Here is a 19,202-nt window from a genome sequence, read left to right on the forward strand (position 1 = left end):
GTGTACGTGATTTTGATTCATTACTGCATCAATAATGGCTGAAAGCCCTATTATTAGGGCGTTTAGAGACTTGGCATGTTCTGTGCAATGTAGTTGTTATTCCGAGCTACAACATGAACAACGCCAAGGAGATCTGTATGTCTGATTTTAACCAGCCGCTTGGGGGCAATAGTATGCCGCGCTTTGGTGGGCCAGCCACTATGATGCGTTTACCCACTCAGGAAAGTGCTGCTGGCTTAGATGCTGCTTTTATCGGTATTCCAATGGATATTGGTACGTCTAACCGGCCTGGTACGCGTCTTGGCCCACGTCAGATTCGTGATGAATCTCGCATGCTGCGACCCTATAACATGGCGACCCGCGCCGCTCCGTTTGAAAGTTTACAAGTGGCTGATATAGGCGACGTGCCCATCAACACGTTTCACCTGCCCAAAAGCGTCGACATCATCACAGACTTTTATGATGACGTGCTTAAACACAACTGCATTCCGCTAACGTTGGGTGGCGAACACACCCTGACACTGCCCATTTTACGTGCCATTGCCAAAAAGCATGGGCCAGTGGGGCTGATCCATATTGATGCCCATGCCGATGTGAACGAGCACATGTTCGGTGAGCCAATTGCCCATGGCACGCCGTTTCGCCGTGCTCAGGAAGAAGGCCTGTTAGCCCACGGCAAAGTGGTGCAAATTGGCCTTCGTGGTACCGGTTACGCAGCCGAAGATTTTGATTGGTGCCGAAGCCAGGGTTTCCGCGTTGTTCCCGCTGAAGAGTGCTGGCATCGCTCGCTGGCCCCCTTGATGGAAGAAGTGCGCGAGCAGATGGGCGATGTGCCTGTCTATATCAGCTTCGATATCGATGGCCTGGACCCATCCGTTGCACCAGGAACGGGGACGGTAGAGATGGGCGGGCTGACCTCAGCCCAGGGGCTGGAAATTGTCCGCGGTGCGGCAGGCTTGAACATCGTCGGCTGTGATCTAGTGGAAGTGTCGCCTCCTTATGATCCCAGCGGTAATACCGCATTGATGGGCGCCACACTGCTGTACGAAATGCTCTGCGTGCTGCCGGGCGTGAAACACAGTGATTAAGCTGTCCTGAAATAGCTCATAAATAAAAAGCGCTTATCTGACAAAGCGCTAATGGTCAGAGAAATGGCAGGCTACTTATTGCCTGCCAGGACGCCACCAGCCCACCTCCAATAATCACTTCCAATAGGTGAACCGTATGTCTTTCTCTCAAGTAAAATTGGATGACGCCGAGCCGTCGGCTCCAATCCATCGTGCTCATTTGCTGAAGTTTTTGATTCCCTCCTTAATTGGCGTCCTCTTGTTTTTGGTGCCTTTTCAAGTGGGAGGAACGATTAATATTGGCATGGGCCTAATGGCCGATGGGTTGCAGTCGCTGCTTGGCTCTGCACTACCTGCCATTGCCATGCTAGTCCTATGTCTGTCCGTAGTGATAACGCTTTACGTTAAAGTGGCAAAGCCTAACTGGGCGCAACGTGGTCACTTTCAAGAGATGTTTGACGTAGACACTATTTGGGTAGTGATGCGCATCTTAGGTGGCATCTTTGTCGTCATGACCTTTTTTCAAGTCGGCCCAGAATTTGTGACGGCACCGTTTACTGGCGGCGTAATGCTCAATGATTTGGCGCCGGTGCTACTGACGTTCTTCTTCTTTGCGGCGATTCTGCTCCCGTTTTTGGTCGAATTTGGCTTTATGGAATTTATCGGCACCATGGTGCGTAAGCCGTTTCGGGTGATTTTTAATCTTCCTGGACGCAGCGCTATCGATGCAACGGCTTCTTGGATGGGGTCAGGCACCGTGGGTGTATTGATCACCGCCCAACAGTATGAACAGGGTTATTACAATGCTCGCGAGGCATCGGTCATTGCGACTAACTTTTCAGTGGCTTCCATCGCGTTTAGTCTACTGGTTACTAACTTTGTTGATATCAATCATCTCTTCGTACAGTTCTACTTTACGGTAGTCGTGTCAGGGCTGATTGCTGCCATCATCGTGGCGCGGATTCCCCCTCTATCGCTAAAATCTAACGACTACTACGAGCCTGTTGGCTGCCAGTTAAGCGAGAAGCGCACCGAAAATGTAGGGCTGTTTCGTTACAGCTTGCTCCAGGCAACTCGCCGGGCAGCGGATGCGCCAGGGCCAAAAGAGTTGGTGCGTTTAGCTCTACTCAACGTGATTGATATCTTTTTGACACTGCTGCCTTTGGTATTTGCCATCGGCACCGTCGCGCTGATTTTAGCCGAGTTTACGCCGCTGTTTACCTGGCTCTCTTATCCCATGGTGCCGGTGCTTGAGTTGCTGCGTATCCCCGAAGCACAAGCGGCTGCTCCAGCGACGTTGGTCGGGTTTGCCGATATGTTCTTGCCGGCGGTGCTGGCGACGAACATTGAAAGCGAGCTGACTCGTTTTGTGATCGCTTGCTTGTCCATGACACAGCTGGTGTATATGTCGGAAATTGGCGCGCTGCTACTTAAATCAAAAATCCCTATTAAGCTCTGGGAGCTAGCCGCCGTTTTCTTACTTCGCACGGCCATTACGCTGCCCATCATCGCCTTTATGGCCCATACATTTTTCTTCTGAGAGGGCCTGTCATGAACGCTGACGCAATGCGCAATCACTCAACCATGACCTGTGCCGAGCTATTGATCCACCTGCTGCGCGAAACCTATGGCGTTCGAACTCTGTTCGGTATTCCGGGCGTGCATACGGTGGAGCTGTACCGAGGGCTTGAAGGTAGCGATGTGCGCCACGTAACCCCGCGCCATGAGCAGGGCGCAGGGTTTATGGCCGACGGCTATGCCCGCGCCAGCGGTCAGCCTGGGGTATGTCTGATTATCACTGGCCCGGGAATGACCAATATTGCTACTGCGATGGGCCAAGCCTTAGCAGACTCTATCCCCATGCTGGTGATCTCCAGTGTTAACCGCCGGGATACGCTGGGGCTAGGCCAAGGTCGGCTGCACGAGCTGCCCAGCCAGCAGCAGATGATCAGCGGCGTGGCACGCTTTAGCCACACGCTATTGGATGCCAATACGCTACCTGACGTGCTGGCCCGCGCCTTTGCGATCTTCAATGGTGCGCGCCCAGGCCCGGTGCATATTGAAATTCCGATTGATCTGTTCAATGCGCCGGTGAAGGTACCGGACAGTTGGCCAGCGCCAACGCTTTACCGAGCAGCGCCTGACCCAGAAGGGCTTGCCGAAGCTGCCCGTTTGTTAAAGGCAGCGAAACAACCCTTGCTGCTGCTAGGTGGTGGTTGTGTGGCAGCGCCAGAGGCAGCCCGGGCACTGGTAGAGAGGCTTGATGCCCCTGCGGTGACGACTATCAATGCCAAAGGGCTGCTGGGTCGCGACCATCCGCTGGATTTGGGCGCGAATGCCGCGCTGCCTGCGGTGCGCGAACTAGCGGCCAACGCCGATGTGATTTTGGCGGTGGGTACCGAGCTTGGCGAGACCGACTACGATGTCGTGTTTGATGGTGGCTTTCACCTCCATGGAAAACTGATTCGAATTGACCTCGACCCTGAACAACTGGTGCGTAACCAGCATGCAACGCTTGGTTTAGTGGGCGATGCCGGACGTAGCCTAGCGCTTCTACTCACTCATTTTCCCGAACCTTTGCAGCGCCACGGTGTTGAACGCGGTATTGAACGAACAGCCACTACGTTGAGTGCACTTAACCTGGTTAATGATCCGGCTTTTAGCGACTTCGTGCCGCTTTACAAGACCCTGGCTGACCATCTGCCTGAGGCGATTTTGGTGGGTGACTCCACTGCACCGGTGTATGCGGGCAACCACCTAGTCAGCCAGCCAGCGCCAAGACGTTATTTCAATGCCTCTACCGGCTACGGCACCTTGGGTTATGGGCTGCCAGCAGCATTAGGGGCGCAGTTAGCTCGCGTTGATCTACCCGTGGTGGCGCTTGTCGGTGATGGCGGGGTGATGTTCACCCTTGCTGAGCTTGCTACCGCGGTGGAGGAACGCCTGCCGGTGGTGATTGTGCTGTGGCACAACGCAGGCTACGAAGAAATTCGCCGCTATATGGATGCCAATGGTGTGGCTCGTTTGGGCGTGGATATTCAAGCCCCCAACTTTCTTACTTTGGCCGAAGGGTTTGGTTGCCCAAGCGTGCGGGTTGAAAGCCCTGAGGAGCTTGCAAACTCACTCGCTAAGCGCGTTTCAAATGGCCCGTTACTCATTGAAATAGACGCGGCTGCTTGGCAGCGTGCGTGCCGAATTTCCGACCAGGATACGTAGATGCCGTTACTCAACCAGCAAGTTATCAATCAGCAGTTCATCAACAACCAATGGGTTGCCTCAGCAGGCACGCGCATGCTCGATGTGATGAATCCTTATCGCGAAGCGCGTATTGCACAGGTTACGGCGGGGGACGCGGCAGATGTCGACGCTGCCGTTAAAGCCGCTCAGCAAGCACAACCTGCTTGGCAAGCGCTGGGTGGAGCTGCGCGTGCAAAGTACCTAGATAGCTTTGCCGATGCGTTGGAGACCCGCCGAGAAGCGCTAATCACTCTGTCAGCCACTAATAACGGTAAACCGCTTGCGGAAGCAGGCATTGACCTGGACGACGCGATTGCCTGTTATCGCTACTACGCCAAGCAGGCCAGGGTGTTAGATGCTCGCCAGGGCGAACTGGTCAGTGTGGCAATGGAGGGCGTTGAGGCGCGTACGTATCATGACCCTGTGGGCGTCGTGGGGTTGATTGCTCCCTGGAACTTCCCGCTGGTGACAAGCGCCTGGAAGCTGGCGCCCGCGTTGGCGGCAGGCTGTACCGCAGTGCTCAAGCCGTCAGAGGTAACGCCGCTCCCCGAGTTGGCACTGGCAGAAATTGCCCTGGAGATTGGCCTGCCAGCAGGTGTGCTGAACCTGCTTAACGGCGATGGCGAGGGCATTGGCGCACCGCTAACCAATCACCCAGGTGTGGATAAAATCTCTTTTACGGGCAGTAACCGAGTCGGCGAAGCCGTTATGCAAGCTGCTGCCGTTCGCACGGCCAGTGTCTCCCTAGAGCTAGGTGGAAAATCGCCGATTCTGGTAATGGAAGACGCCGACCCCGCCCAAGCCGCCGACTGGGTAATGGCAGGTATCTACTTTAATGCCGGGCAAATCTGTTCAGCGACTTCGCGTTTACTGGTACATGAAAGCGTGGCAGAAGCACTCTACACCGCCCTAGCTGAGCGGATGGATGCGCTAACCCTGGGCGACCCTCTTGCTGAAGGCACCGACTTAGGGCCGCTGACCAGCGCTAAGCAGCGCGATGCGGTACAGCGCTATTTAGACTTGGCAGCGCAAGAAGGCCTAACGGCAGTGCGCGATATTACCCATCGCACGTTACCCACGCAGGGCTACTTTTTAGCGCCGACGCTTTACCGTGATGTGCCGCTGGAAAGCCGCTTGTGGCAAGAGGAGATTTTCGGCCCTGTGCTCTGCGCACGCAGTGTTACCAGCGAAGAGGAGGCGATTAAGCTCGCCAACGATAGCGCTTATGGATTAGCTGCGACGGTGATTAGCGGTGATCCTGAGCGGGCAAAGCGCATTGGTCGCCAGCTAAAAGCCGGTAGCATTTGGTACAACAGCGAGCAGCTGGTGCTGCCTGAAACCGCCTGGGGCGGCTTCAAGCGCAGCGGCATTGGCCGTGAACTCGGCCCCTGGGGGCTAAGTGCCTACCTGGAAGTGAAGCATGTGATTGGGCCAGCGTAAGACTAACGCTCGGGCATAGCATAACGCCGGGATGACTTCCCGGCTTTTACCACTTGCCCGGGCACGTCGTGGCCGATAAGTGTCGGCAGGGTGGCGGCAACGTCAAGTAGCGCATCTAGATCGACGCCCGTATCTACCCCCATCGCTGCAAACATATGCACTAAGTCTTCGGTGCATACATTACCGCTAGCGCCTGGGGCAAAGGGGCAGCCCCCCAGCCCGCCTAACGACGCATCAAAGCGGTTAATGCCCGCCTGCCACGCCGCCAGCGCGTTGGCTAAACCCATGCCACGCGTGTTGTGAAAGTGCAGCGTGAACGGCGTTTCCGGCCATCGCTCAAGCACGGCGTCACACAGGCGCCTTACCTGGGCTGGGTTGGCCATGCCCGTGGTATCGCATAGAGTGACGCCTTGAATGCCTAGCGCGATCAGTTGTTCCACCAGCGTAAGCACCCGCGTTTCAGGCACCTCGCCTTCAAACGGGCAGCCAAATGTGGTCGAAAGCGAGGCGTTGATAAATACGCCGCTGCCTTGGCAGGCCTCCACAATCGCGGCAAATTGCTCAAGCGACTGCTCAGGTGTCATGCGCAGGTTCGCCAGGCCATGGCTATCGCTTGCCGACATCACTAAATTAATCTCATCCACCTGACAGGCAAGCGCGCGCTCCATGCCCTTAAGGTTAGGCACTAATACGCTGATATCGACACCTGTCCGGCGCTGAATACCTGTGACAACCTCAGCGGCATCGCGCAGGTTGGGAATTGCTTTGGGTGACGTAAACGAGGTGGCCTCGATGCGCCGCAGACCGGTAGTTGAGAGCGCGTCGATCCAGCGGATTTTATCGTCTGTGGGGACAAAGCGCGCTTCAATCTGCAGGCCGTCACGCGGGGCGACTTCATTAATTTCTATTTTTTTAGGACAAGGTGCTGTGGGGCAGAGCATGGGTTGACTCGTGGACTTGTGCATAGCGCTCTCCTTAGATAATGCCCGCTTGACGCAGCTTGGCACGGGTTTCCTGGTCAATGCCCAGCTCATCCAACACATCATCGGTATGCTGGCCAAGCGCCGGGCCGCCATCGCCGATCCGCCCTGGGGTAGCACTAAGTTTAGGCAGCACACCGGGTACTTTTAATGGTTTGCCGTTGGGGCGGGTGAAGGTTTGAATCATTTCCCGCGCCAAGTAATGGGGGTCAAAGGCAATATCTTCGGCGGTGTACGGATAGCCTGCTGGCACGCGTGCCTCATCCAACGCTTTAAGAATCGCCTCTCTTGGGCGCTCTTCAGACCACGCTTGAATCGCTGCGTCGATCATTTCAGCCTGCTGGCTGCGGCCATCGTTGTGGGCTAGCGCGGGGTCGTTGGCCAGATCATCACGGCCAATCACGCCCATCAAGCGTTTAAAAATGCTGTCGCCGTTACCGGCAATCAGTACGTAATCGCCTCCCAGGCAGCGGTAGGCGTTAGAAGGCGTAATGCCGGGGAGGGCACTGCCGCTAGGTTCGCGCACTTGGCCGCTGGCATCGAATTCCGGTAGCAGGCTCTCCATCATGGCAAATACCGACTCATACAGCGCCACGTCGATCTCTTGTCCCAGGCCGCTGCGGTTGCGCTCTTGCAGTGCCAGCAAGGTGCCAATGACAGCGTAAAGCGCGGACAGTGAATCACCAATGCTCACGCCCACGCGCACAGAGGGCTCTCCTGGCTGGCCAGTGAGATAACGCAACCCGCCCATGGCTTCACCCACTACCCCAAAGCCGGGTTTGTCGCGGTAAGGCCCCGTTTGCCCGTAGCCGGAAATATGCACCATGATTAACCGTGGGTTGAGTTTTGAGAGCGCTTCCCAGCCCAGCCCCCAGTTATCTAATGTGCCTGGGCGGAAGTTTTCCACCACCACATCAGCCTCGGTAGCGAGTTCGCGCACCAGCGCTTGACCCTCTTCACTGCGCAAGTCCAGCGCCACCGAGCGTTTGTTACGGCTCTGTACGTGCCACCAAAGAGAGGTGCCTTCCTCAAGCATTCGCCATTTGCGAAGGGGGTCGCCGGTGCCGGGCGGCTCAATTTTAATCACATCGGCACCAAATTCGCCCAACAGCTTGGTCGCAAATGGGCCTGCAATGAGTTGCCCAAGTTCAAGGACTTTCAGGCCTTCTAAGGGAAGCTGTCGAGCTTCGGGAGCGTGCATTAAGGCTCTCCTGGTCGTGTCGTTAATATTGTTGTCTACCAGCATGCGTGAGCCGCTTAGGCGCGACAATTAGGCAATGGGTAACAAAGGTTTCGTGACTGGCGAAGGTATGCGCTAGCATAGTCAGGTTACTTTTCAGGAGTTTGCCGAGTTGCGCCGCTTTGATTTTTTTACGCTCAAGCTGTTTATCTCTGTTGCAGACGAAGGCCGCTTGACCGCGGCTGCCGAACGCGAACACCTAGCCCTTGCCGCCGTTAGCAAGCGAATGAGCGATCTTGAAAGCTTGGTCGGAGCAACGCTACTTTACCGTAAGCCCCGTGGCGTGGAGCTAACCCCAGCAGGGCATGCGTTTTTACATCATGCGCGGCGCATACTCGACAACGTTGAACGCTTACAGGCAGAGCTTAGCGAATATGGTGAAGGCGTGCGTGGGCATGTGCGTATTCATTCCAACACCTCGGCGATCATCGCGTTTCTTCCCCAAGATCTCAGCGCGTTCTCTCGCCACTACCCTGAAATCAAAATCGACCTGCAAGAGCGGGTTAGTAATGAAATTATTGCCGCTGTAAGGGATGGCTTAACCGATATCGGCATTTTTGCTGGGCATGTGGCTGCGCCAGACTTACAAATAATTCCGTATCGGCGTGATCGCTTAGTGCTAGTAACGCCTGATAAACACCCGTTAGCGGAGCGAAGCAGTATTGCCTTCAATGAAGCGCTCGCTTTCGACTTTATCGGTTTGCAGCAAGATGCGTCACTGCAAGCGCTATTGCTTGAGCAGGCTAATCTATCGGGAAGAGCGCTGCGAATGCGCATTCAGGTACGTAGTTTTGATGCTATTTGCCGCATGATTCACCATGGCATGGGGGTCGGTGTGCTACCAGAGCAAACGATCTACCGCGAGCTAGGTGATCTGCAGCTTAAAAGCATCCCGTTGAACGACGCCTGGGCCCAGCGGGAGCTTGTGATTGGCGTGCGCCGCTACGCGACGCTTCCTGTTACGGCAAGGCACATGGTGGACCTGCTGACCGCAGAAAAGCATTCAGCGTTATAAAGCTCATCAAATCGGCGCTTAATCCCGCAGTATCGAAGGGGCCGACCACTGCTGACAAAGCGGCATCACCTCTAAGCGCGTGATATTGATATGCGGCGGAAGTGAGGCTACATGGAACGCTTGGTCGGCGATATCCTCAGGCTGAAGTGGTTCCGCTCCTGCGTAGTAGCTATCGGCTACCTGGTGGTCGCCTTTCATGCGAACCAGCGTAAATTCACTCGCTGTCATCCCCGGGGCGAGGTCGGTCACTCTAACGCCCTGGGGGCCAACGTCGCAGCGCAGGTTATAGCTAAATTGTTCTACAAAGGCTTTGGTGGCGCCATACACATGCCCACCAGGGTAAGGCGTATGAGCGGCGATAGAACCCAGGTTAATTACCGTTGAGCCAGGGCCAGCGGCGATGAGCTTTGGCAATAGGTGGCGCGTGACAGTCACTAACCCTTTTACGTTGGTATCAATCATGCGATGCCAGTCATCCAACTCAGCGTTTTGAGCTGGCCCCTTACCCAGCGCTAGCCCTGCACTATTGATCAATGTATGCACCTGCTGAAAGCGTTCTGGCAACGCCGCAACCACGTTAGCAACGTCTTGTGGGTTGCTGACATCCAATTGAGCGATGTGCACAGGTACGCTGTTTTTCAGTGAGTTATAGAGCGCCTCTAAGCGAGTTTGACGCCGTCCTGTTAACACCAGTGACCAGCCCGCTTGGGCAAAACGGTGGGCACAAGCAAGGCCGATTCCAGAAGTGGCGCCGGTAATAAACACGACGGGTGCGACTTCGTGCATGATGAAAGCTCCTGGCGAAAATGGCAGTTGAAGCCGCGGCTAAGAACAGCAGACAAGCGCCATTGAGATAGCCTAAGGGTCCAGTGGGTATTCATCTTTGGTCGTACGCTGATAATAGGGCGCGTAGATTAGCGCGCTATAGCGGCGTTTCTAGCCATCGTATTTGACGAAGTCAGCCTTCATAAACGTCGATTTGAGCCGCTTGGCTGCTTGTTTCAAGATCAATCAAACAGCAAAAATGCTGTGATAAGTATCACGCTTAATAACCACATCCAATAACGACAACCGTAGAGAGTCATCCTATGCGGACAACATTGCTTACCACGCTGGCCACCCTGGGTATGCTAACGGCGGCCCCCTTTGCCTTGGCAAACCCGATCGAAATTCAAGTTAACAACACCATGAGCGAAGGCGGCTCCGAAAGCGCAGCAGTCGAGCGCTTTGCCGAGTACCTAGAAGAGCAGGCACCGGGCCGTTTTGAGGTGCGTCCTTTTCTAGCAGGCTCACTCGGTGGTGAAAACGCGGTGCTGGAACTGCTCAATTTAGGTCAAACCCAGATTTCTATCACTGGCGGCAACTGGCGCCAGCAGTATGCGCCAGAGTATGACGCTATTACCGTGCCGTTTGTTTTTTCAACCTGGGACGAAGTCGATGCCTATATGGAAAGCCCTTCTGGCCAGGCATTGATTGAGCAGGCTGAGAACCAAGGCGGGCTTAAGTATTTTGGTTTGCAGCACCGTGGCCCACGCCATATGACCGCCAACAAGGCAATCAATAGCCCTGAAGACTTAGACGGCTTCCGTTTGCGTCTGCCATCGCTCCCCGTGTGGCTTGAGGTGTGGGAAGAGATCGGCGCCCAGGTAGTGAACGTTCCCGCGCCGGAAATTTACTTGGCCATGCAAACAGGTCAAGTCGATGGCCATGAAAACTCGCTCTCCTCGCCCTATACCCGCCGCCTGTGGGAAGTACAGGATCACATCATTATGACCAGCCACGTGCAGTTTCCGTGGAGCTGGATAGCCAGTTCACGCTGGTGGGATGGCTTAGAAGCCGATGATCAGGCATTGATCGAAGAGGCGATCGACGTAGCTCGTCAATACGGTTCAGAGCAAGAGCGTGAACTTGACGAGTTCTATCTAGAAGCGCTGCAGGATGAAGGGATGACCATCATTGAGCCGGATGTGGCACCTTTCCGCGAAGCAGCGTTGCCTGCGATTGATCGTGTCATGGCCGATATGGCTGATGGTGTGCGTGAAGATGCGTTAGGTAATGAAAGTCAGTAATTGCCTGTGCTAAATGAACAACGGCGGCCTATCGGGCCGTCGTTGTAGTTTTAAAAGATACCTATTTAAGTTAAGCCTTATTAAGCCTCAGGAGCGTTACCGTGGATTCAGCTATGCCGCCCAGAAACGGGCCGGATAGAATCGCTTTTTATGTGTTGCGTTACACCACCCGTCTTTGCGATGGGATAGGTGTTGCGTTAATGGCCGCGATATTACTGCTCATTGTGTCTGCAGTGGTGGCCCGGGACCTACTTGGGTTGGGGATGCCCTGGACAGAAGAAGTTGCGTCACTGCTGGCCATTTATGCCATTGGCTTTGGGTCTATCTCTGCGTGGGTACGCAGTGAGCATTTAGTGGTTGACCTGTTCAGCCACAAACTTTCTAGCTTAGGTAAAAATATACAGTATCGCCTTACTTCGCTGATCTCTTGCGGCTTTTTTCTGCTCGCGGCATGGGGCGCGTGGATTATGTCGGATATGAGCGCCAACAATAAAACCGTTTCGTTAAGTATCAGTTTCAGCTACCTCTACTACGGTATCTTCTTTAGCTTCGCAAGCATGGCGGTCATCGCCCTTTGGAAAACGCTGCGCGGCCCGGTTTTCTGGCTTGAAGCACCCCGCGAAGAAGAGGTGACGGCACCATGACTGAATTACTAATTTTCGTTGGCGGCCTGTTGGTGCTAATGGCTATCGGGCTGCCTGTTGTGGTTGCCATCGGTGTTACTTCATTTATTGCTTTGGTATTCACCGGTACCGGAGGGTTGCCCGTTGAGCTACTGCCACTGCGGATGGTGCAAACGCTCAACAACTTTACCCTGTTGGCCATTCCGCTGTTTATTCTGGCTGCCAATATTATGAATATTGGCTCAACAACCACGCGTATTTTTGACTTCGCCACGGCATTAGTAGGCTTTACCAAAGGCGGTCTTGGTCACGCTAACGTAGTGGCCAGCTCTATTTTTGCCACTATGTCGGGTACTGCTGTGGCTGACGCGGCGGGTCTTGGCAGCATTGAAATTAAAGCCATGAAAGAGCGTGGCTATGATGTGGGTTACGCCACTGGAATTACCGCCGCCTCTAGCGTGATTGGGCCGATTCTGCCGCCCAGTATTGCGCTGGTAGTGTATGGCTGGTTGGCCAACGTGAGTATCGGCGGGCTGTTTATGGCGGGGCTGCTGCCCGGCATTTTGATGGCATTACTGTTGATGGGAATGACGGTAATGCTCGGGGCAACAGGCAAAGTAGTGATGCCTAAGCCTACGCCGTTTGATGCCTGCGAGGTCGTCCGAACCGGCAAGCGCGCTATTCTGCCCTTGATGATGCCCGCCATTATTGTCGGTGGTATTTGGGGGGGCTTCTTTACGCCAACGGAAGCGGGCGCCATTGCCTCGCTCTATGCGGTTATTTTAGGCGGCCTGATCTACCGCGACTTAAGCCTGCGCGACTTGTTTAATGCTTTCCAACGTACCCTTATGTTCAGCGCCGTGATTCTGCTGATTATTGCGGTATCCAGTTTTTACGGCTGGATTTTGGTTCGCATGGGCATTCCACAAGCGTTGGCGGGACAGGTGGCCAGCATCGATATGCCGACGATTGCGTTGCTGCTCTGTTTTGCGCTGTTTTTCCTGCTTATCGGCTGTTTCATGTCGGTGATTGAGAGCATCCTGATCTTCACTCCCATTGTGGTGCCTGCTGCGTTAAGCGCGGGGTTAGACCCTGTCCATTTCGGCATTGTGATGGTCATTACGCTTTCAGTGGGGGTTATCACACCACCCTTTGGCACGGTGCTGTTTCTAATGGTGGGCATTACGCGGCTACGCTATGGGCAGGTGGTCAAAGCGGTGTTGCCGTTCCTATTACCGATTCTGGCCACGATTTTATTGTTGATCGCGATACCTGGCCTTGCCACGTGGCTGCCTCGAGTGATGGGGTATTAATCTTCTAAAACTCAATTGACATGATGCAACAGGGCCCATGTGCCAGAGGTAAACAATAAATCGCTAATTAAAGATCGGTGCGAGATTAGGTTGGCATGCATTGTTTCTATTCAAGATTCTGTATTCAATGTGTTTTTTATTTTATTGGCATGGCTTGGTATGGCGGCTGCAATGTATTGGGCAAGAACGGAGTGTTAGGAAGACATGACGTTCTTGCCACTAACCAAGGTTTTCAAATGATCGAATTTTTTGATTACCGAAAACTGAAGTGAAAGCGAAGCCATACCAGGAGGCATGACTATGAAAAAGGAAGCTCTCAAGAAACTTGGCATTTTAGGCGTATCGTTTGGTTTAATCGCTAGCCCGCTGGCCTTTGCCGGCATGGAAAGCAACGATGATTACGAGCCTGCTCCTCAGGAAGAAACGACCCAGGATGAGCAAGGCGCTTACAACTCCTTCGACTCTGAGCAAGAGCAAGGTGCTACCAATGAAGGCGTAACCACTGAGTACGAAGAGGAAGAAGAGGAGCAAGGCACATGGGAAACTGAAGAGGAAGACGATTCCGGTTGGTAAACCCTGCTTGCTAACGGATTAACTTCTACCCAGGTTCACGGATGAACCAGAAAATGCCCCGCCAGTTGCGGGGCATTTTTGCGTTAAAAGATGCCACATAGGGCGTGAGGATAGGGCGTAAGAATAGGGCGTAAGGATAGGGCGTAGGGAATGAATAGGCTATGGTTAGAGTTCTATTACTAACATCAGCCACAAGGACGTTGCCGACGTGTTGAACTGGAAGGAGGTTCCACAGCTTCCTAAAGCGCAAGGACGAATCGAGGCGATTGATCTCGCGCGTGGTATTGCCATTGGGCTGATGATTATCAGTCATGCCGTTAGCGGTTTAGTAGGCATGCGTCATGTGCCCGACTGGGGCATGGTGCCTATCCACTTCTTGACGAAGTTCTCGTCCTCGCTGTTTATTCTAGTGTTCGGCATAGCGCTGGCGGTGGCCTTCCTTGCTTACACGCAAAGTGACGATTGGCCTCGGCGGCGATTAAAGCTATGGATAAGGGCCGTTGAGGTTTGGTTTTGGTATAAAGCGCTGATTATTATCGAAATGCTACCCTTTAGCTCGCCAAGCGATATGGTTAATACGCTGCTCTATGGGCGATTTGCTATCTGGGTAGAGATTCTCGGTTTTTACGCCATTGCCTTGTTATGGGTACCGCTGATACTGCCGCTGTGGGCGCGAACACCACTCTGGGGGCGTTTGGCGACCATTGCAGGATTAACGCTACTTTCTGCATGGCTACAAGGGTTTTCCTTTGGGGGCTATGACCTCTTAAAAGCATTTCTGGTAGACCATGACGAGCACTATGCCTGGGGGCAGCTTAGCCGCGCCCCACTCATATTGTCTGGCTTATTGATTGGCGAAGCGCTGTTACGCTGCTATTTCGATGCCGCTTTACGCCGCCGTTTAATTCTTTGGCTGGTAGGGGCGGGGGCGCTGATGGTCGCTGCTTTTTATGGCATCGCCATCGCCGGGGGCGATGTTCATAGTGCGATGATGGCGGTGGCTCGTAATGTGGGAAAACACCCGCCAGGGATAAACTTTACGCTGTTTAGCGTGGGTGGCGCGTTGGTGCTGCTTGGGCTTGCCTTAGCAGGCGGAGCCGCCGCTGCGAAAGCACTGTTGCCGATTACTCTCGTCGGTAGTGATGCGCTCAAAGCCTTTATCTTCCATATCGTGATGATTTTTCTGGTACTGCGTTTTTTATTGGAAGGCGAGGGGGCCTGCAGCTACCCGCAGGCGCTTGGCGTTGGTGGCTTGTTAATACTCGGCGCCGCGCTGTGGATTTGGCTGACCCGCCGGATGGCGGCTCATCGCTAAGCGCGAGCAAACTAACGGGAGTTGACGATTTGCGACACTGGATACAGCGTGGGCTGATGGTCGTAGCGCTGTTAATAGCGCTGCCCGTTCATGCAGATTGGTATTATGCAGTCGATAAACAGAGCCGCTGGCAGGGTGACTTAAATGCCCGTATGGCCGCCATCGAAGAGGTGTTTGGTGGGCAGCTGGGCGTGTATGTGCAGAATTTGGTCAGTGGTGAAGCCTATGCCTGGAAAGCCGATGAACCATGGTATTTGGCATCGCTGATAAAAGTACCGGTGGCTGCCCAGGTGTTGGCCGAGCGCCAAGCTGGCAGGTTAGCTCTTGATGAGCGGATTACCCTGGCGCGCAGTGATTATGTGGATGGCGCAGGCCCGGTTAACTGGCATGATCCAGGCACGCCTATTTCTATTGGTTATTTGTTGGAACAGATGATCACCGTTAGCGATAACACTGCGTCGGATATGCTGATTGATCGTGTGGGGCTTAAAGCAGTGAATGAGCGGGCAAAGGCTATGGTGGCCGCGAGCGGAGGAAGGCTTGGTCATATAGGGCCGATTAGCAAGCTCGTTGGCGTACGCCAAGGTGTGTATGGCCAGCTTCATCCAGATGCCCAAGATTTAGGTGGTTTAGATTTTATGGCGCTGCGCAAGCATCCCGTTAGCCAGCGCCCGGTAGCGTTGGCCCGTGCCCTTAGCGTGCACCAAGATGCCTTCGCGCAACCTGACTACGACCGCGCCTTTGATGCCTACGAAGCTACGGGTGAGAACGCAGGCACGTTGCGCGCCTTCGGGGATGTACTAGCCTCGCTTCACCATGGGGGTATGACGGATTTGAATAGCGAGCAGCGCCAAACGCTGCTGGCGATAATGAGCCGTACCTCCTCTGGCAAGCGCCGCTTGAAACAAGGGTTGGGCAGTGACATTCATTTTGCCCATAAGACCGGCACCCAGCACCGCCGCAGTTGCGATGCGGGTATTGCCTCGCGCATTTCGTCAGCCCAGGGACCTTGGGTAATTGTCGCCTGTAGCCGAGGCCCGCTTTCGGTAAGCGCCCATGAGCGCGCCTTGGCAAGTGTTGGGGAGGCGCTACGTTTTAGCGGAGCACTCGCTGGGCCCTAATCAAGCTAACGCTAGCGCCTAACCCTGTACCAGCATGATAAACTGATACGCCGCTTTGGGGCTTTTTAATAAGGAGTTTGTTATGGCAAGTGCCAGCGCCCGTCATATTTTGGTAAGCAGCGAAGAGCAGTGCAACGCACTGAAGCAAGAGATCGAAAACGGTCGTGATTTCGCAGAAGTGGCCAAGCAGCACTCTAGCTGCCCTTCTGGCCGTCAAGGCGGTGACCTGGGTAGCTTTGGCCCCGGCCAAATGGTACCGGAATTCGACAAGGTCGTTTTCAGCGGTGAGCTGAACAAGGTACACGGCCCGGTCAAAACTCAGTTTGGTTACCACCTGTTGGAAATCACTAGCCGCAGTTAATGGCGCCGAACATCCGTCAAGCACCGCGGCAATGCTGTCGCGGTGTGAGGAGCACGCCTTGAACGATCCCATTATTACTATTGAAGGCTTGAACAAAACCTACGAAGGTGGCTTTCAAGCTCTTAGCCGTGTGGATTTAACCATTCAGCGCGGTGAAATTTTTGCCCTGCTTGGCCCCAATGGGGCGGGCAAAACAACGTTAATCAGCGTGGTGTGCGGGCTGGTGAATCCAACCCAAGGCCACGTCGTCGTCGATGGCTATGATAGCGTTAGCCACTATCGTCAGGCCCGCGAACGTATTGGTCTTGTGCCTCAAGAGCTGACCAACGAAGCCTTTGAAACGGTATGGAACACGGTTAGCTTTAGCCGTGGTTTGTTTGGTAAGCCACCTAACCCAGCGCATATTGAGAAAGTGCTTAAGTCGCTGGCCTTGTGGGACAAACGCAATAATCGTTTGATGACCCTTTCCGGTGGCATGAAGCGCCGTGTATTGATCGCCAAAGCGCTCTCTCATGAACCACGCATTCTATTTCTAGATGAACCCACCGCTGGGGTAGACGTCGAGCTACGCCGTGATATGTGGGAAGTGGTGCGCGGGCTGCGGGATAATGGTGTCACGATCATTCTCACCACCCATTACATTGAAGAAGCCGAAGAAATGGCCGACCGCATTGGCGTTATTAATCGCGGTGAGATTGTCTTGGTGGAGGAGAAAGCAGCGCTGATGAACAAGCTTGGCAGCAAGCAGCTAACGCTGCAGCTGCACACGCCGCTCTCTGCGTTGCCTGCGTCCCTTGATCAAGACGAGCTGAGTTTGGCAGCCGATGGCTATGAGTTGGTGTACACCTACGATGGCCGTCAGGAAGAGGACGGGCGCGGTATTTCTGCCTTGCTCACGCAATTGGAAAAGGCAGGCATTGGCTTTAAAGACCTGCACACCCGGCAAAGCTCGTTGGAAGATATTTTCGTCGACTTGGTAAAGGAGCGCCCATGAATCTCTACCCCGTTCGTGCCATTTATATGGCGGAAATGGCGCGTACTCGCCGTACCTTGCTGCAAAGCATTGTGTCGCCAGTGATTTCAACCTCGCTTTACTTTGTGGTGTTTGGCGCGGCGATTGGTTCACGCATCAGCGAAATTAACGGGGTCAGCTACGGGGCCTTTATTGTGCCCGGTCTGATTATGCTGATGCTACTTACTCAGAGTGTCTCTAATGCCTCGTTTGGGATTTTCTTCCCGAAGTTCTCCGGCAGTATTTATGAAATTCTCTCAGCGCCCATCTCTTATTTAGAAGTGGTGGTCGGTTATGTGGGCGCTGCTGCCTCGAAATCGATCATTCTGGGGCTGATTATCCTGGCAACGTCCAGCTTATTTGTGCCGCTGGAAATTGCTCATCCGATTTGGATGCTGACCTTTCTGGTGCTGACCGCCGTCACTTTTAGCCTGCTGGGCTTTATTATCGGTATTTGGGCAGATGGTTTCGACAAGCTGCAGTTGGTGCCTTTGCTGGTGATCACCCCGCTAACGTTTTTGGGGGGCAGTTTCTACTCCATTGATATGCTGCCGCCGTTTTGGCAAACCGTGACGTTAGCCAACCCCGTGGTCTACTTGGTCAGTGGATTCCGTTGGAGCTTCTACGGCATTGGCGATGTTAGCTTGGCGGCTAGCGTGGCAATGATCATGCTCTTCCTGGCAGTTAGCCTTGCCACCATTGCCTGGATTTTTCGCACTGGCTATCGCTTAAAGCCTTGAGTGCGCCAATGTCTTATTTAGCTGTTCTTCTGATAAAAAGGTAACTCCCGCTTATGCCGCTACTGCAAAGTATTGTGCACCGCCTTGATCCATCACTAGATGGTGAACGTTTGACCGTCACGGCGGCACCAGCGTCAACACCCGCGGCCAACGACGACCCTGTGATGGCAAGCTTGGTGAATTCGCTAAATGACACCTACAACACCAAAGCCAAAGGGTGGGGGCGATTTGCTGAGCAGGGCGAGCAGGCTGGTCCGCTGGTAGCTTGGCTACGGGCGTATTTGGCAGAAGAGCAAGATTTTACCCAGCTTTCTATTGCGATTGCCGAACGCTTGGCGCAAACACTGCAAGAGCAGCTCTCCGTTAGCGGCTACTTAGTGTTCGCACATCTACGCCAGGGCGATACCGAGACGCTGTTTTTAGGCTTAGTTCATCAGCGGGAAGGTATTGGCATTAACGCAGAGCACCAAGCAGTGCCCGCCGCGCAGCTTAATACCAGCCAGCTCACCTTGGCAGCACGGGTAAACCTTACCCAGTGGCAGAGCGATTCTGAAAGCGCACAATATGTGTCGTTTTTAAAAGACCGCGGCGGCAAAAAGCTAGCCGATGGTTTGATAGCGCTGTTGGGTATGGAAGAGGGCATTGATGCTCCTGCTGAAACCCGCACGCTGCTGAAAGCCTTCAGTGATTACGTCGAAAAAGAGGACTACGACGACGAAGCCAGCCGAGAAAAAACCGATACCCTGGTCGACTACGCCAACGAGCAGCTGCGCCGTGGCGAGCCAATGACCTTAGAAGAGCTTTCGGGGCTGGTGGACGAAAAGCAGCCCAAAGCGTTTTATGACCATATCCGTAATGCTGACTACGGCCTTTCTCCAGAGATTCCGCCGGACAAGCGTACTATCAGTCAATTTCGCCGTTTTACCGGGCGTGCTGGGGGCGTATCGATCAGTTTTGACTCCCACCTGCTCGGGTCCAGCATTGAGTACGATGAAAACCAGGATCGCCTGATTATCAAGCAAGTGCCCAAGCAGCTAAAAGAGCAGTTGGCGAAGCGTAAGGAGTGATTGGTAAATCGTGAATCGTGATTGGTGAA

At 54.1% G+C, this 19,202-nt stretch carries 18 protein-coding genes; 15 read left to right on the forward strand and 3 right to left on the reverse strand.

The features are described from left to right. The first annotated feature begins 137 nt into the window (after positions 1 to 137). The 4 genes from speB to CEK60_RS21310 all read left to right on the forward strand — a co-directional run bounded on the left by speB (position 138) and on the right by CEK60_RS21310 (position 5,744). A complete protein-coding gene (gene speB / locus CEK60_RS21295; protein WP_089040718.1) occupies positions 138 to 1,088 on the forward strand; it encodes an agmatinase in 951 nt (316 codons plus the stop codon). 136 nt (positions 1,089 to 1,224) lie between these two features. Then, positions 1,225 to 2,607: a YjiH family protein gene (locus CEK60_RS21300; RefSeq protein WP_089040719.1), complete on the forward strand. Its 1,383-nt coding sequence runs from the start codon at positions 1,225 to 1,227 to the stop codon at positions 2,605 to 2,607. A gap of 11 nt (positions 2,608 to 2,618) precedes the next feature. Next, a complete protein-coding gene (locus CEK60_RS21305) occupies positions 2,619 to 4,283 on the forward strand; it encodes a 5-guanidino-2-oxopentanoate decarboxylase (protein WP_089040720.1) in 1,665 nt (554 codons plus the stop codon). After that, positions 4,284 to 5,744, forward strand: a complete 1,461-nt coding sequence (locus tag CEK60_RS21310; protein WP_089040721.1) for an aldehyde dehydrogenase family protein — start codon at positions 4,284 to 4,286, stop codon at positions 5,742 to 5,744. Between the two features lie 2 nt (positions 5,745 to 5,746). Here the strand turns inward: CEK60_RS21310 and CEK60_RS21315 are convergent, their stop codons facing one another. After that, a complete protein-coding gene (locus CEK60_RS21315; RefSeq protein WP_232471428.1) occupies positions 5,747 to 6,709 on the reverse strand; it encodes a hydroxymethylglutaryl-CoA lyase in 963 nt (320 codons plus the stop codon). A gap of 10 nt (positions 6,710 to 6,719) precedes the next feature. Continuing rightward, positions 6,720 to 7,925 (reverse strand): CaiB/BaiF CoA transferase family protein, encoded by a 1,206-nt coding sequence (locus CEK60_RS21320; protein WP_089040722.1) that lies wholly within the window; start codon positions 7,923 to 7,925, stop codon positions 6,720 to 6,722. A gap of 151 nt (positions 7,926 to 8,076) precedes the next feature. Here CEK60_RS21320 and CEK60_RS21325 point away from each other — a divergent pair, with 151 nt between their 5' ends. Further along, positions 8,077 to 8,979 (forward strand): LysR family transcriptional regulator, encoded by a 903-nt coding sequence (locus CEK60_RS21325; protein WP_089040723.1) that lies wholly within the window; start codon positions 8,077 to 8,079, stop codon positions 8,977 to 8,979. An 18-nt stretch (positions 8,980 to 8,997) separates the two neighbouring features. Here CEK60_RS21325 and CEK60_RS21330 read toward each other — a convergent pair whose 3' ends face one another. Then, a complete protein-coding gene (locus CEK60_RS21330; protein ID WP_089040724.1) occupies positions 8,998 to 9,765 on the reverse strand; it encodes an SDR family NAD(P)-dependent oxidoreductase in 768 nt (255 codons plus the stop codon). Positions 9,766 to 10,067: 302 nt separating this feature from the next. Here CEK60_RS21330 and CEK60_RS21335 point away from each other — a divergent pair, with 302 nt between their 5' ends. From CEK60_RS21335 to yejK, 10 genes are all read left to right on the forward strand, one after another. Further along, on the forward strand, positions 10,068 to 11,048 hold the full coding sequence (locus CEK60_RS21335) for a TRAP transporter substrate-binding protein (RefSeq protein ID WP_089040725.1): 981 nt from the start codon (positions 10,068 to 10,070) through the stop codon (positions 11,046 to 11,048). Positions 11,049 to 11,161: 113 nt separating this feature from the next. After that, positions 11,162 to 11,692: a TRAP transporter small permease gene (locus CEK60_RS21340; protein ID WP_442314471.1), complete on the forward strand. Its 531-nt coding sequence runs from the start codon at positions 11,162 to 11,164 to the stop codon at positions 11,690 to 11,692. Continuing rightward, positions 11,689 to 12,984 (forward strand): TRAP transporter large permease, encoded by a 1,296-nt coding sequence (locus CEK60_RS21345; protein WP_089040727.1) that lies wholly within the window; start codon positions 11,689 to 11,691, stop codon positions 12,982 to 12,984. Before CEK60_RS21340 ends, CEK60_RS21345 begins: the two co-directional genes overlap by 4 nt. Positions 12,985 to 13,284: 300 nt before the next feature. Then, positions 13,285 to 13,557 (forward strand): hypothetical protein, encoded by a 273-nt coding sequence (locus CEK60_RS21350; protein WP_089040728.1) that lies wholly within the window; start codon positions 13,285 to 13,287, stop codon positions 13,555 to 13,557. A 208-nt stretch (positions 13,558 to 13,765) separates the two neighbouring features. Then, positions 13,766 to 14,872 (forward strand): heparan-alpha-glucosaminide N-acetyltransferase domain-containing protein, encoded by a 1,107-nt coding sequence (locus CEK60_RS21355; RefSeq protein WP_089040729.1) that lies wholly within the window; start codon positions 13,766 to 13,768, stop codon positions 14,870 to 14,872. A 56-nt stretch (positions 14,873 to 14,928) separates the two neighbouring features. After that, positions 14,929 to 15,993, forward strand: a complete 1,065-nt coding sequence (locus CEK60_RS21360) for a serine hydrolase (protein ID WP_089041016.1) — start codon at positions 14,929 to 14,931, stop codon at positions 15,991 to 15,993. Between the two features lie 55 nt (positions 15,994 to 16,048). Further along, complete coding sequence (locus CEK60_RS21365) at positions 16,049 to 16,354, forward strand: peptidylprolyl isomerase (RefSeq protein WP_286365166.1); 306 nt, start codon at positions 16,049 to 16,051, stop codon at positions 16,352 to 16,354. A 58-nt stretch (positions 16,355 to 16,412) separates the two neighbouring features. Continuing rightward, positions 16,413 to 17,348 carry an ABC transporter ATP-binding protein gene (locus tag CEK60_RS21370; protein ID WP_089040731.1) on the forward strand — a complete coding sequence of 312 codons (936 nt, stop codon included), beginning with the start codon at positions 16,413 to 16,415 and terminating at the stop codon, positions 17,346 to 17,348. Further along, positions 17,345 to 18,106 carry an ABC transporter permease gene (locus CEK60_RS21375; RefSeq protein WP_089040732.1) on the forward strand — a complete coding sequence of 254 codons (762 nt, stop codon included), beginning with the start codon at positions 17,345 to 17,347 and terminating at the stop codon, positions 18,104 to 18,106. The genes CEK60_RS21370 and CEK60_RS21375 overlap by 4 nt, the downstream gene beginning before the upstream one ends. 53 nt (positions 18,107 to 18,159) lie before the next feature. Next, positions 18,160 to 19,173 (forward strand): nucleoid-associated protein YejK, encoded by a 1,014-nt coding sequence (gene yejK, locus CEK60_RS21380; protein WP_089040733.1) that lies wholly within the window; start codon positions 18,160 to 18,162, stop codon positions 19,171 to 19,173. Positions 19,174 to 19,202: the final 29 nt, after the last annotated feature.

The organism is Halomonas sp. N3-2A, assembly GCF_002216165.1.
In the GTDB taxonomy this organism is placed as follows: domain Bacteria; phylum Pseudomonadota; class Gammaproteobacteria; order Pseudomonadales; family Halomonadaceae; genus Vreelandella.

Coding starts and splice junctions, on each gene's coding strand:
- CEK60_RS21300 (WP_089040719.1), top strand. CDS start 1,225: ATGTCTTTCTCTCAAGTAAAATTGGATGACGCCGAGCCGTCGGCTCCA.
- CEK60_RS21340 (WP_442314471.1), top strand. CDS start 11,162: ATGCCGCCCAGAAACGGGCCGGATAGAATCGCTTTTTATGTGTTGCGT.
- CEK60_RS21330 (WP_089040724.1), bottom strand. CDS start 9,765: ATGCACGAAGTCGCACCCGTCGTGTTTATTACCGGCGCCACTTCTGGA.
- CEK60_RS21375 (WP_089040732.1), top strand. CDS start 17,345: ATGAATCTCTACCCCGTTCGTGCCATTTATATGGCGGAAATGGCGCGT.
- CEK60_RS21305 (WP_089040720.1), top strand. CDS start 2,619: ATGAACGCTGACGCAATGCGCAATCACTCAACCATGACCTGTGCCGAG.
- CEK60_RS21320 (WP_089040722.1), bottom strand. CDS start 7,925: ATGCACGCTCCCGAAGCTCGACAGCTTCCCTTAGAAGGCCTGAAAGTC.
- CEK60_RS21350 (WP_089040728.1), top strand. CDS start 13,285: ATGAAAAAGGAAGCTCTCAAGAAACTTGGCATTTTAGGCGTATCGTTT.
- speB (WP_089040718.1), top strand. CDS start 138: ATGTCTGATTTTAACCAGCCGCTTGGGGGCAATAGTATGCCGCGCTTT.
- CEK60_RS21360 (WP_089041016.1), top strand. CDS start 14,929: ATGGTCGTAGCGCTGTTAATAGCGCTGCCCGTTCATGCAGATTGGTAT.
- yejK (WP_089040733.1), top strand. CDS start 18,160: ATGCCGCTACTGCAAAGTATTGTGCACCGCCTTGATCCATCACTAGAT.
- CEK60_RS21315 (WP_232471428.1), bottom strand. CDS start 6,709: ATGCACAAGTCCACGAGTCAACCCATGCTCTGCCCCACAGCACCTTGT.
- CEK60_RS21335 (WP_089040725.1), top strand. CDS start 10,068: ATGCGGACAACATTGCTTACCACGCTGGCCACCCTGGGTATGCTAACG.
- CEK60_RS21310 (WP_089040721.1), top strand. CDS start 4,284: ATGCCGTTACTCAACCAGCAAGTTATCAATCAGCAGTTCATCAACAAC.
- CEK60_RS21345 (WP_089040727.1), top strand. CDS start 11,689: ATGACTGAATTACTAATTTTCGTTGGCGGCCTGTTGGTGCTAATGGCT.